The organism is Lutibacter sp., assembly GCF_013041805.1.
In the GTDB taxonomy this organism is placed as follows: Bacteria; Bacteroidota; Bacteroidia; order Flavobacteriales; family Flavobacteriaceae; genus Lutibacter.
In genome coordinates, this window is sequence record NZ_JABDRI010000040.1 from 1 (window position 1) to 13,529 (window position 13,529).

The following is a 13,529-nucleotide window of genomic DNA, read 5'->3' on the forward strand; positions in this document are numbered from 1 at the left end:
ATAAAAGCTTCTAATATTTTATTTGGAAAATCAACTGCGGAAGATTTAAAAACACTTGATGAACAAACATTTTTAGATGTTTTTGATGGTGTTCCTCAAGCTGAAGTTGAACTTACTGCTATTGAAAATGGATTAGAAATTGTACCCGCTTTTTCCGAAAATGGATTTTTAAAATCAAATGGTGAAGTTAGAAGAGCTCTAAAAGAGAACTCTATCTCTGTAAATAAAGAAAAAGTAAAAGATGATTTTATAATTACTACTAATGATTTAATTGCTAATAAGTTTGTGTTATTGCAACGTGGTAAAAAGAGTTACTTTTTATTGAAAGTTATTTAAATTTAAGCTATAATTTTATTTAAAACAACTCAAAATTAATGAGTTCGGCTTTATTAAAATCTTTAGTATATAAACTATTCACTAATATTCACTAGTGTATATTTTAATTAATTTTCTTGTTTTCCGTTTTCTGTTTTAGACTTTTAATATTATTTTTTATCCACAAAATACACTCATCTATAGTGTCAAATAGGTGCTCTTCTGCTATTAAATCTGGTATAATATCTATACGCTCTAATAAATATTTTGGTTGCTCTAAAGTATTTACCAAAAGTACTGTTATATTTTTTGATTCTAATTCAATTAAAGCATCTTCTAAAACATATAATCCAGATTGATCTATATATTGCATTCTCCCCATTCTAATAACAACCATGGTCGCTGTATCTGGAATTTGCTTCATTAAATTTTGAAAATCACTAGTTGATCCAAAAAACAAAGGCCCTTTTATATGTTTTATAAAAACTTCTTCTTTTAAATTTTCAGGAAAATCTGCTTCATCTGCCCAAGCTTTCTCTTTTAAAAAAGGAGTAATTTCAGATCGTTTAGCTGTTAAGTCTCCCATTTTTTTAACAAACATTAATGATGCAATTACCAAACCAATTCCAACAGCATATACCAAATTCCATACTGAAGATAATATTAGAACAATTAACATTATAATTACTTCAGGTCTTGGCATATAAGGAATTGCCTTCAACCCTTTATAATCCATAACCCCAATTCCAACAGTAATTAAAATTCCGGCTAATACAGCTGCAGGAATTTTAGAAGCAATTGGCCCTAATGCCAATAATATAATAAGAAGTAATACTCCTGCAATCATTCCAGAAAGCCTGGTTTTTCCACCTGCATTAATGTTTACAACAGTTCTAATAGTTGCCCCTGCACCAGGAATTCCACCAAAAATTGCTGCTATACTATTCCCAATTCCCTGACCTACTAATTCTTTATTTGGTTTGTGTTTAGTTTTTGTCATATTATCAGCTACCACTGAAGTTAACAAAGAGTCTATTGCTCCTAAAAGAGCCAGTGTTAAAGCCGTAAATATATATGGTGTTATATTGTTTAGCCTAAAACCTGTAAAAATTTCAAAGTTAGGAGTTGGTAACCCACTAGGTATTTCTTCAATAACTCTATAATTTAATTTGAAGCCTATCGCAATAGCTGACATGACAAAAAGAGCTACCAAAGTGCTTGGAATTTTTGTTGTAATTCTTTTAAAACCATAAATAATTATAATGGTTCCTAATGCTAAAATTAGTTCTAGCCAATTGATATTTTTTATTGCTCTTGGAAATACTCTAATTGCACCTATAACTCCTGAAGCTTCCTTTCCTGCCAAAGTTTGTGATTCTTTATTAATTTGAGTTTCCGAAATACCTTCTGCTCTAATTATTGTTTCTTTAAAATTCTCTAATACTAAAATTCCTTCTCCGGCTTCTTCTTTTAAAATATTATCCAATATTATTTCTTGTGCGAAAGGTTTAAACTGAGATACATACTCAACATCCTCTTTAGGATAATAACCTATAGAAGGTAATATTTGGGTTAACAAAATAATTACACCTATAGCCGTCATAAAACCAGAAACAACTGGATAGGGAATATATTTAATATATTTTCCTAAACCAATTAGCCCTAAACCAATTTGCATGAAACCAGCAAGTAAAAAAACCATTAAAATAGATGGCAATGCCTTAGTTACATCTCCATCAAAAGCAGCTATCATCCCAGCAATAACAACCATACTTACTGCAGTCATTGGTGCTGTAGGGCCAGAAATTTGAGTGTTTGTTCCTCCGAATAATGCAGCAAAAAAACTTACAAAAATAGCTCCATAAAGTCCTGCGCTTGGACCTAATCCGGAACTAACCCCAAATGCTAATGCTAAAGGTAATGCAACAATACCCGCTGTAATACCACCAAATAAATCACCCTTAAAATGCTTAAAATCAAATAGTTTATTCATATAATTCTTTTCTTTATAATGTTTCTCACCTTTTAGAACAAAAAAATACTAATAGGTTTAAAGCTATATTTACATTGTTCAAATATAATAGATTCAACAAAGTATAATGCAAGTTAACACTCCTAAATACAATTAAAACTAGTACAAATCATTTTTAAAAAAATAGTTAAATTGAACAATAAATACTTAGTTGATCAAATATATATATTTAAATTAACTTTAATAATTACACTAATAATAATGTTACTGCCTTTTCCAAAGATAGAATATTTTATTTTACTTAAAATATTTGAAATAGTTGTATTATTCAACATCGTTTTTTCATGATATGTGATATGAACTATCTAAATTTATGAGTACTTTTAATTTATAAAAAATATAAGTAGTAAAATTGAGAATTTATGATTCAAATAATTAAATGTAATGCTAAACATTGTGATATATTAATTGAATTATGTAAAAAAACGTTTTTAGAATCGCATGGCGAAAGTGCATCTAAAAAAGATGTTGAAAACTTTATTTCCAAAACATATACAAAAGTTTTGCTATTAAAAGAATTAGCACAACCTAATATTCAATATCACATTGTATATTATAAAAACAAAGTAGCTGGATATTCTAAGATTGAATTAGATACGTCAAATCTTGCTATTCAACAAACTAATCTCACTAAATTAGATAGGTTTTATTTATTAAAAGAATTTTATGGTCATAACTTAGGTAACATTTTATTCAATTTTAATGTTAAAATAGCCAAAAATTATCATCAAAATGGAATTTGGCTAGTTGTGTGGATTGAAAACTTACGTGCAGTTAAATTTTACACAAAAATAGGATTTAAAAAAGTAGGAATATACGACTTTCAAATTTCAAGTACACATTCAAACCCTAACCATATTATGTTTTTACCAATTTAAAATTTATGAAAATTTGGTAGGACTTAGAGCACCATTAAATTGCATCCTCTTATATCTGAATCATCAAAACGACCTAAAACCTCAAAAGTTCCATTTGTATAAGTTTTACCTAAATCTTGTGTAGCAATAAACGAACACGAATTTATATTTGATAAATCAATTATGTTAATTCCTCCTGTTTTTCCCTCCGGTAAAATAGTAAGTGCATCCTCAGTATCACGTATTAAAATTTTCATCCAAGGCGGCACGTCAAAAACTCCTTTACCCTTAGAATAAGCCTGACTTAACAATTCAGTCATTCCATACTCTGAATGAATGTTTTGAACTCCAAAACCCCTCTTTAAAATTTGATGTAACTCTTCTCTAATTAATTCTTTCCTTCTTCCTTTCATACCTCCCGTTTCCATAATAACGGTGTTTTTTAACTTAAAGCTATACTGTTCAACAAGGTCTAACAAGGCAAAAGAAACTCCAATTAAAAGTATGTTTTCATCACTTCTATCTAATAGTTTTAATAATTGCGCTAATTCATCTAAATTATTTAAATAAAAGCCGCTTTTAGAATTTTTAGATTTTTCAATAAACTGAGTTGCCATATAAATTAATGAAGACCCTTCACGTTCCAAATAAGATGGTAATAATGCTAAAACAGTATAATTTTCAATTGGCCCATAAAAATATTCAAAGCCTTTTGTAAAACTTTCTTCATATACAGAAATATCCGTTACAAAATGCTTACTTTGCTGATTACCAGTAGTTCCACTGCTTAAAAAAATTTGTTCAACAGCTTTATTAGAGCTTAAAATTTTATGTGATTTAAAAAATTGAATAGGTAAAAATGGTATCTGTGAGATAGTTTTAACTTCAACAGTATTGATGTTTAATAAGTTTAAAAATTCTTTGTAAACCGTGCAATTTTTAGCTTGAAAATGAAAAATTTCAAGAGCTCGTTTACTAAAATCGATGCTTTTATCAATGGAAAAAATACTATTTCTTTTCATAAATTTTGGGAAACTATACAAAAGTAATGTAAATTTACGCAACCTATTATCATTCTAGGTATCTAATTATTAATTAAAACAGTTGCTTTTGAGTTTAAATGAGCTCATAAAACAATGTGCTAAAAACAACCGAAAGGCACAAGAAGAAATTTACCAACTTTATGGAGGTAAATTATATTCAATATGCTTAAAATATTCTAAAAATAAAGAAGAAGCTCAGGATAATTTTCAAGATGGTTTTATTACCATTTTCGATAAAATTGGGCAATTTAAATTTAAAGGATCTTTTGAAGGTTGGATAAAGCGTGTTATGGTAAACACTATTTTGTTAAAGTATCGACAAAGAAATGTGTTAAATTTAGTTACTGAAGAGATACCTGATGAAGTGATTGTTGACATAGATGATGATGAAGTTTCTTTAGATTTTTTATTAAATCTAATTCAAGAACTACCTGATAGATACAGAACGGTTTTTAACCTATATGTTTTAGATGGTTATTCTCACAAAGAAATTTCTAAAATGTTGCAAATTGCAGAAGGCACATCAAAATCGAATTTAGCCAGAGCAAGAAACATTTTAAAACAAAAAATTGAATTGCATCAAGAAAGTCAGCAATCTATTTAAGATTATATAGATAATAGTGAGAGATTTAAAAAATATTGATAGACTTTTTCAAGAGAATTTGAAAGACTTTGAGGTTTCCCCACCTATCAAATCTTGGGCTAGTATTGAAAAAAAATTAGTCAAACCATCAAACAAACGTCTTATTCCTTTTTGGGTAAAAATTTCAAGTATTGCGGCTTTAATTGCTTTGCTTTTTAGTGTTGGAACTATTTATTTACTTCCAACTTCTAATTTTACAAAAAATATTCTTCAAAAAAATTCAGAAACTCCAAATGTTGTAGATGATCAAAATGAAGAAGCTAGCATAATAGTAGAAGAACCAACTTCTAAGTTAAAATTGACTACACCTCTTGAAGCTAACACAAACCTTAACACTGAAAATATAGCTGGCAATGATAATGAAGCTATTGAAAATACTATAAATGAAGATTCAGAAGTAGCCAAAGAAACAAATCCTTATTTTCTAGTAGATGCTATAGATTTACCACTCCAAAATAATAACAAAGAGATTAATGCTAAAGAGTTTTTAAATGGTAAACTTACTGTGGCTACCATATTTGCACCCATTTATATCAACTCTTTTGGTGATGGTTCTGGAGTAGATTCTCAATTTAGAGAAAATCCAACTTCTGGAAACTCATCATATTCATATGGTGTTAAAGTAGCCTACAAATTAAACAATAAATTTAGTGTTCAATCTGGTGTAAATCTTATTAATTTAGGATATACAACCAATGATATTTATGTAACACCTGGTGTATCAGTACTTGGTTTTTCAAATATTTCTAACAATCCTATTTTAGCTAAGAATGAAATTGCTTCATCTAAAGAAATTGACAACTCAGGTAGTTTAAATCAAGTTTTTGGCTATGTAGAAATTCCTGTTGAAGTAAAATATAATGTTGTAAATGGAAAACTTGGTGTAAATGTAGTTGGTGGTTTTAGTACATTACTATTAAATAGAGATGAAGTTTTTGTTGAAACTAGTGATTTTTCTCAAAGTTTAGGTTCATCAAACAATTTAAGATCAGTAAACTTTAGTGGTAATATTGGATTGGATTTAGACTATTCTATTCATAAAAATTTGTTTATAAATGTATCACCTATGTTTAAAGTTCAAACAAATACTTTTTCAAGAAATTCAGGAAGTATACAACCCTATTATTTAGGCGTTTATACAGGATTAAATTATAAGTTTTAGTTGGTTTATTATTTGGTTGGTTACCAAATATTGAATGAAGAAAGCCGTTTCAAATTAGAAGCGGCTTTTCTTTTTATAACACATATTATTTGTAATTTTACATAAAATAAAAAATACACCGTATGGAAATTCTAACAATAGAAAAAACAATAGAAAAAGCTCTCAATCAATTAGGTGTTCAGAAAGTGAACGAGGGGACTTCAACAGGTTTAAATTTCTTTGGAAATGGAGATCTTATTGAATCGTTTTCTCCTGTAGATGGAAAGTTAATAGGTAAAGTAACTACCACTACTAAAGAAGATTTTGAAAACGTTGTAACTACTGCACAAAGTGCATTTAAAACTTGGAGATTAAAACCAGCACCTCAACGTGGTGAAATCGTTCGTCAGTTTGGAGAAAAATTACGTGAATTGAAACAACCTTTAGGTGAATTAGTTTCATATGAAATGGGAAAGTCTTTACAAGAAGGTTTGGGCGAGGTGCAAGAAATGATTGATATTTGTGATTTTGCTGTAGGGTTATCTCGTCAGTTAAATGGTTCAACATTACACAGTGAAAGACCAGGACATAGAATGTACGATCAATACCATCCACTTGGAATTGTTGGGATTATTTCTGCTTTTAACTTTCCTGTTGCGGTTTGGGCTTGGAATACTGCTTTGGCTTGGATTGCTGGTGATGTTTGTATTTGGAAAGCTTCAGAAAAAGCACCATTATGTAGCATTGCTTGTCAAAATATAATTGCTGATGTTTTAAAAGAAAATAACTTACCAGAAGGTATTTCTTGTATTATAAATGGTGATTATAAAGTTGGAGAATATATGACAACCGACAAACGTATTCCTCTAATTTCTGCAACTGGATCTATAAGAATGGGTAAAATAGTTGCAAAAACTGTAGCTGGACGTTTAGGAAAATCCTTACTAGAATTAGGAGGAAACAATGCTATTATTGTGACTCCAGATGCTGATATTAAAATGACAGTTATTGGTGCTGTGTTTGGTGCTGTTGGTACTGCCGGACAACGTTGTACTTCTACGCGTAGATTAATTATTCATGAATCTATGTACGATCAAGTAAAAGACGCGTTGGTTGCTGCTTACAAACAATTAAGCATTGGAAACCCGCTTGATGAAAATAATCATGTAGGACCATTAATTGATACAGCTGCAGTCAAAATGTATAAAAATGCTTTAAAAAAAGTGGTTGAAGAAGGTGGAAATTTAATTGTTGAAGGTGGAGTTTTAAGCGGTGAAGGTTATGAAAGTGGTTGTTATGTAAAGCCTGCAATAGCAGAAGCCAAAAATAACTTTGAAATTGTTCAAAACGAAACATTTGCTCCTGTATTATATTTGTTAAAATATAGTGGAGACGTACATAATGCTATTGAAATTCAAAATGGCGTTGTTCAAGGATTGTCTTCGGCTATTATGACAAATAATTTGCGCGAAGCAGAAGCTTTTCTATCTCAAGCTGGTTCTGATTGTGGTATTGCTAATGTAAATATTGGAACTTCTGGTGCTGAAATCGGTGGTGCTTTTGGTGGTGAAAAAGAAACTGGTGGAGGAAGAGAATCGGGCTCTGATGCTTGGAAAGTATATATGAGACGCCAAACAAATACGATTAATTATACAACTGAACTTCCTTTAGCTCAGGGTATTAAATTTGATTTATAGTTTATTACTTAGTATAACTTTCAATAAAGGCGCGGTTTTAAACCACGCCTTTATTTTTTTTAAAAACAAACGAAATTAGTCTAGGTATTTCGTTTTCATCTATTTGATCAAACTGTTCGTCAATTTCTACCAATACGAAACCATTATTTTTTGCTGATTGTATATATTCAGAAATGTGATGTGTATAAACTTCTAATACTTGGGTGCCTTTTTCTGTTTCAAACCTAGCTTTGCTACCAGTGTATTGTTTAAACGGATGTAATTCATTGATAAAAAATAAACCATTGGGTTTTAATTTTAAACACGCTTGCTTAAAAATAAAATCGATGTTTTTAATATGTTCAAGTGTTAAACTAGAGGTTACAAGGTCTGCAAACTCATTTTGAACATCCCAAGGTTGAAGCAAGTCAGCTTTTATAAATAGAACTTTGTTATTATTTATCTTTTCTTTTGCTTTGTTCAACATTTCTTGAGAAAAATCTAAGCCAATAATATTAGTCGCTTTCCCTAAATGCCATTGCGTATTTTTACCAGTTCCACAACCTAACTCTAAAACCGTTTCAAAAGAATATTTTGAAAGTATTTTTATGGTTGATTTTTGGTCTAAATCTCTTGTTTTATTTTCGTTGGTATCATAACTCTCTGCCCAGGAATTATAGGCTTTTTTTATGCTCATTTATCTTCGAATTGACTTTTGACTTTTCTTAAAACCCTCACAGCTTCCTTATATTTAATGTATGCAGATTTATCATCTAACATGCGTAAAATTCCTTTTACTTCTTCTAATTTTAATCGTGCATCTTTAAAATCATTCAAAGCGCAAATTAAATAATTGGTAGGTATTTCTTGTAAATCTATAATTTCAGTTGCTGTTAAAGGCAATTTATTTTTTAACTTTTTTAAAATAGCATTGCAATTATTAAAAACATGGTGTAATACTGTTTTGTCAAATTGTGGTGGTTGAAATAAAAATTCAGTAGCTATATCATGCTTACCATTATCTTTAAAATGAATCACAGTTTTTTCAAACGGATAGTAATCAAATTCATCTTTAATTCTTAAATAAACATATTCAGTAATAATAAACGATCTGTGGTTATATTCAATTTTAACTTCGTCTAAAGCAGAGTAAAAAAGACGCACTTGTTCATTTACTAACTCAATATCCACGCGTGAGTAGAACGTTTTAGTTCCTACTTTCTTTTTTTTACCCGCCCAACAAAGTACAAATTGTTCATTAAAAACCTTATAAGTAGGGTGATATTCTGACTTATGTCTATTTAAAAAATCGAAAACGCCATCTAAGGTTAATTCAATATTATTACTTGCATTAATTTCAATTGCTTCAACAATTGCTTGATTGGTGTTTTTTAATTCGAATTTTCCTAATGTTGACATTGAATTACTTCCTCTTCTAAAGAAAATTCGCCCCCGTACATATTTCCAAATTGGTTTTTTAAGAAATGTGACTTTCTCATTAGGATGAATGGTTACTAATCCAACTACTTTATGCCGGGGTAATCTTGGAAAAGGAATATTTTCGTATTGTATTTTAGGTGGGTTTTCAAAATAAGAATTTACAATATTTTGAATTTTACTATCGTCAAAAAAATCGACACCTTCAATTTTATTGATTTCGTCTTCAACACCAATAACAATATATGAATTGTTTTGCGGATTTGAATTTGACAATGCACAAACGTGCTTTAAAAATTTAGCTTTTCCCTCATTCGTATCTAATGCAATTTTACGCTTTTTATCATAAAAGCTATTTTCATCGTTATGAGCTAGTAAATTTTTTATTAATAACCGTTTGTTAATCATGCTAAAATATTAATCTTTATTTAAAATAGTAGCACTTGCTTGTGCGGTTGGATATACTATTAAATCTTCAATATTTACATGATATGGCCTGCTAACAACAAAATAAATAATATCTGCAATATCTTCGGCTTGCAATGCTTTGAATCCTTTATAAACATTATTTGCTTTTTCTGTATCTCCTTTAAAACGAACTTCAGAAAACTCTGTTTCAACTAAACCAGGGTGTATGGCAGATACTCTTATGTTGTGTTTGTTTAGATCTATTCGCATTCCTTTGTTTAACGCGTTTACTGCGAACTTTGAAGCACAGTATACATTTCCATTAGGATACACTTCTTTTCCTGCAATAGAGCCTATATTTACCACAAAACCATTGTTTCTTTCAACCATTTGTGGAAGAACTGCTTTTGATACATACAACAATCCTTTTACGTTAATATCAATCATTGCGTCCCAATCTTCTATACTTCCATCTTGAATGGTGCTTAAACCGTGCGCATTTCCTGCATTATTAATTAAAATATCTATTTGTTGAAACTCCTTTGGAAGCGATTCAATAGCATTAAAAACTTCATTCTTAGAACGAACATCAAATTGTAAGGTGGTTACGTCTGTTAATTTACTTAGTTCTTTTTGTAGTTCGCTTAATCGTTCACTTCGTCTTCCGCAAAGAATTAATCGAATGTTATTTTGTGCAAAAAGTTGTGCTGTGGCTTTTCCTATCCCTGAAGTAGCTCCAGTTATTAAGGCTGTTTTTATAGTCATTTTATATGTTTTAATATTGAGATAAAGATACAAAAAAACCGCTCCTTTTCAGGAGCGGTTTGACTTGATTGGTTATTAAACATAACCAATCAAAAATCAACTAACCAAACTTTATTTTAAATTTCTTCTAATTTTTGTTTCTCTTATAACTTTAGTTCGTTTTCTACCTTCATTACTTTCAGATTGTTTAGACGAACTAGGTTTTAAATATTGAATGTATTCATTTCCTGTAAATTCATATGTTGTTCCAGAATTTATATGATATAAACTAATCTTTCTATCATTTAGAACGGTTAACTCAAACTCTTCATTGCCCCAAGAATCATAATCTAATGTTAAAATTTTTAAATTATCATATCCTAATACATTCGCTACAGAATAACTTCCTACATAATCCCATAATATATTAGCAATATTTATGCCAACCTCATCTTGTGATGAATAAAACGTTGTGATATTTTCTGGTGTAAAGCTTAAATAATTCTCATTATCAAATTCATTTAAATCGCCTGTTTGACTTGTAAATGTTTTTTCCCAAGCATTATATTCTTGTAAAAAATATTCAATGTTATCATAAAATAATTGATCGTAATCAAAATTATATCTCTGATATCCTTCTAAATAATAACTTACATTGTTATAATTATCAATTAATTTTAATCTGTCTGTAGATAATTGAATCACGTCAAAATCATAGTACCCATCAAAATCATGATCAATTTCTAATACCCCATTAAAAGTGTCGTAGTATCCTATTTGAATCCCATATCCATTTCCAGAAGAGCCCACTCCAACTAGATTATTATTTACCCACATTTTTCCATTTATAAATGAAACGGTGAATGCTTTTGATAAAAAAGGAACATCTCCACTTCCTGTTGTACTATTATAATCTATATACCATAAATCATATGCTGTAACTACATCTTCAAGATTCGCATAATACGGGTCGTTAAAGTCATCTATCACAACATTACAAGACGTAAATGCTATTGTCATAATCATTGTCGCGAAAAGTAATTTTAAAGTTCTCATAATCTTGTGTTTTGTGGTTATATTAGTAAGAATTCCAAAATCTGTGCCAAAAAAATTATCTTTACAAATTGTTAGCTTATAAATGCTATAAATTAGATATATGAAAAGAGACATAAAATGGGGAATTATTGGGCTTGGAGGTATTGCTCATAAATTTGCAACTGATTTATTATTAGTTCAAAATTGTTCGTTAGAAGCTGTTGCATCAAGAAGTATTGCCAAATCTGAAGCATTTTCAAAAAAATACAATTCATCCGAATTTTATGGCTCATATGAAGAACTAGTTCAAAACAATTCAATTGACATTGTTTATATCGCAACACCTCACAATTCTCATGAACGCTATGCTATGTTAGCTCTTGAACACCAAAAAGCTGTTTTATGTGAAAAACCTTTTGCTATTAACAAAAAGCAAGTTTTTAACATGATAGAAGCCTCAAAAAAGAATCAAGTATTTTTAATGGAAGCTATGTGGTCAAGGTTTATCCCTAGCATTGTTGAAATAAAAAAACGAATTGACAAAGGTGAAATAGGTGAGCTAAAATATATACATGCTGACTTTTCTTTTAAAGCAAACACTTCTATTCAGCGTATTTATGATAAAAATTTAGGTGGTGGTTCACTTCTTGATATTGGAATTTATCCTGTTTTTTTAGCCTACTTATTTTTAGGTATTCCAAGTGACATTACTGCAAAAGCACATTTTTATGATTCTGGCGCTGACTCACAATTAGCGTTACTATTTAATTACAAAAATGCACAAGCACTATTATTTAGTAGTTTTAATTCAACTTCTAAAAGAGAAGCAAAAATTAGTGGAACTCTAGGTGAAATTATTATTAATATGCCTTGGAATGAAACAAATTCTTTTTCAATTCAAGAAAATAATGAAAATGCAAAATCTATTTCATTGCCAACGATAGGCAAAGGATACACTCATGAAATAATTGAATGTAATTTGTGCTTGCAAGAACATAAACTAGAGAGTAATAAGTGGTCTCACAAAAATAGTTTGGATCTTATCACTTTGTTAGATAAAATTAGAAAGAAAATAGACTTATCTTACTCTGAAGATAAAATTTAACTGCTATTTTTTACTAATTTTTGTAACATTTTTAATTATTAACTACTAACATATGTAATGGTAAAACTAATTAACTATGAAATATATTAACTTTACAACTTTAAAAAGTAACTTATTGAAATTTTACAAATGTGAACTAAAACAGTTTTACAAAATACTTGGAATCAAGTAAGTTTATAAATTATATTTCAACATAAAAATCATTAATTCAATTAATATTTTTCCGTAGATTTTACTTCTTCCACGTTTTCAATTTTCAAATAGTACTGCTTTTTCTTATACATATAGCTAACCGCAGCTTCATTACTTTTAAGACTAAATGGAAGGTTTAATTTTAACGGTGTATTTCCATATTCTTTTGCTGGGTTTTCGTGTAAAATAAAATCATGTTTTGTGTTTGGTAATGTAAACACTCCAACAAACAATGGTGATTCAGCCATTGAATTCTTTTTTAAAGACGTTTTTGTATTTCTAAAATAAACACTATCTAACTTAACGTTAGGATTGTCAATAGTAATAACAACATTATAGCCTCTTACACCAGGCTGTCCGCCAACCCAAGTATTAGAAGTTGCTTTCGTAACTTCAAAAGAAGGATTTTTTTGAATTGGATATTTTGAACTTCCCTTTGTTGTACAACAAAATGAAAATGAAAAAAGGATGATTGCTGAAATAAAAAGTGCTGATAATTTTTTCATCATTTAAATATTTATTCAAATATATACAAAGTACGTACCAAACTACAAAAAAAGAGCTCACCAATTAAGATAAGCTCTTTTAAATTTTTAAATAAGAATAGTAATTACGTATTCATACAATTTTTATAATGTTTAATTATTAAGGGCTTCTGCACCTCCAACAATTTCTAATATTTCACTTGTAATTGCAGCCTGACGTGCTTTGTTATATGTTAATAATAAATCATCACGTAATTCAGTTGCATTATCAGTAGCCTTATGCATGGCAGTCATTCTAGCTCCGTGCTCTGAAGCAAATGAGTCTCTAATGGCTTTATATAATTGTGTTTTTAAAGATTTTGGAATCAATTCTAACACAATTTCAGCTTTTGCAGGTTCAAAAATATAATCTGTAT

Annotated in this window: 13 protein-coding genes and 1 pseudogene; 6 read left to right on the plus strand and 8 right to left on the minus strand. The window is 29.3% G+C overall.

Annotation, left to right across the window (positions count from 1 at the left end; translation table 11 throughout):
* Positions 1-336 (plus strand): annotated as a pseudogene (locus tag HKP59_RS05935) (tyrosine--tRNA ligase); the annotation flags it as partial.
* 103 nt (positions 337-439) lie between these two features.
* Here HKP59_RS05935 and HKP59_RS05940 read toward each other — a convergent pair.
* Entirely contained in the window at positions 440-2,308 is a 1,869-nt protein-coding gene (locus HKP59_RS05940; protein WP_291804515.1) for a SulP family inorganic anion transporter, read from the minus strand.
* Positions 2,309-2,709: 401 nt separating this feature from the next.
* On the opposite strand from HKP59_RS05940, the gene HKP59_RS05945 reads away from it, so the two are divergent.
* On the plus strand, positions 2,710-3,225 hold the full coding sequence (locus HKP59_RS05945) for a GNAT family N-acetyltransferase (RefSeq protein ID WP_291804517.1): 516 nt from the start codon (positions 2,710-2,712) through the stop codon (positions 3,223-3,225).
* Positions 3,226-3,248: 23 nt separating this feature from the next.
* On the opposite strand, the gene HKP59_RS05950 is transcribed toward HKP59_RS05945, so the two are convergent.
* Entirely contained in the window at positions 3,249-4,226 is a 978-nt protein-coding gene (locus tag HKP59_RS05950; RefSeq protein ID WP_291804519.1) for an acyl transferase, read from the minus strand.
* 88 nt (positions 4,227-4,314) lie between these two features.
* Here HKP59_RS05950 and HKP59_RS05955 point away from each other — a divergent pair, with 88 nt between their 5' ends.
* The 3 genes from HKP59_RS05955 to HKP59_RS05965 all read left to right on the plus strand — a co-directional run bounded on the left by HKP59_RS05955 (position 4,315) and on the right by HKP59_RS05965 (position 7,728).
* A complete protein-coding gene (locus HKP59_RS05955; RefSeq protein ID WP_291804521.1) occupies positions 4,315-4,851 on the plus strand; it encodes a sigma-70 family RNA polymerase sigma factor in 537 nt (178 codons plus the stop codon).
* Positions 4,852-4,867: 16 nt separating this feature from the next.
* Positions 4,868-6,052: an outer membrane beta-barrel protein gene (locus HKP59_RS05960; protein WP_291804522.1), complete on the plus strand. Its 1,185-nt coding sequence runs from the start codon at positions 4,868-4,870 to the stop codon at positions 6,050-6,052.
* 122 nt (positions 6,053-6,174) lie between these two features.
* Positions 6,175-7,728 carry an aldehyde dehydrogenase family protein gene (locus HKP59_RS05965; protein ID WP_291804523.1) on the plus strand — a complete coding sequence of 518 codons (1,554 nt, stop codon included), beginning with the start codon at positions 6,175-6,177 and terminating at the stop codon, positions 7,726-7,728.
* 37 nt (positions 7,729-7,765) lie between these two features.
* Here HKP59_RS05965 and HKP59_RS05970 read toward each other — a convergent pair whose 3' ends face one another.
* The 4 genes from HKP59_RS05970 to HKP59_RS05985 all read right to left on the minus strand — a co-directional run bounded on the left by HKP59_RS05970 (position 7,766) and on the right by HKP59_RS05985 (position 11,352).
* Positions 7,766-8,404, minus strand: a complete 639-nt coding sequence (locus HKP59_RS05970; protein WP_291804525.1) for a class I SAM-dependent methyltransferase — start codon at positions 8,402-8,404, stop codon at positions 7,766-7,768.
* A complete protein-coding gene (locus HKP59_RS05975; protein ID WP_291804528.1) occupies positions 8,401-9,552 on the minus strand; it encodes an ATP-binding protein in 1,152 nt (383 codons plus the stop codon). Before HKP59_RS05975 ends, HKP59_RS05970 begins: the two co-directional genes overlap by 4 nt.
* Positions 9,553-9,561: 9 nt before the next feature.
* On the minus strand, positions 9,562-10,317 hold the full coding sequence (locus HKP59_RS05980; protein WP_291804530.1) for an SDR family NAD(P)-dependent oxidoreductase: 756 nt from the start codon (positions 10,315-10,317) through the stop codon (positions 9,562-9,564).
* Positions 10,318-10,428: 111 nt separating this feature from the next.
* Positions 10,429-11,352: a hypothetical protein gene (locus tag HKP59_RS05985; RefSeq protein WP_291804532.1), complete on the minus strand. Its 924-nt coding sequence runs from the start codon at positions 11,350-11,352 to the stop codon at positions 10,429-10,431.
* Positions 11,353-11,452: 100 nt separating this feature from the next.
* Here HKP59_RS05985 and HKP59_RS05990 point away from each other — a divergent pair, with 100 nt between their 5' ends.
* Positions 11,453-12,436, plus strand: a complete 984-nt coding sequence (locus HKP59_RS05990; RefSeq protein WP_291804533.1) for a Gfo/Idh/MocA family oxidoreductase — start codon at positions 11,453-11,455, stop codon at positions 12,434-12,436.
* A 212-nt stretch (positions 12,437-12,648) separates the two neighbouring features.
* On the opposite strand, the gene HKP59_RS05995 is transcribed toward HKP59_RS05990, so the two are convergent.
* Both HKP59_RS05995 and HKP59_RS06000 read right to left on the minus strand, forming a co-directional pair.
* Positions 12,649-13,137 (minus strand): hypothetical protein, encoded by a 489-nt coding sequence (locus tag HKP59_RS05995; protein ID WP_291804534.1) that lies wholly within the window; start codon positions 13,135-13,137, stop codon positions 12,649-12,651.
* A gap of 129 nt (positions 13,138-13,266) precedes the next feature.
* Positions 13,267-13,529, minus strand: a 263-nt coding sequence (locus HKP59_RS06000; RefSeq protein WP_291804535.1) for a FoF1 ATP synthase subunit gamma, incomplete at its 5' end; no start/stop codon positions are given.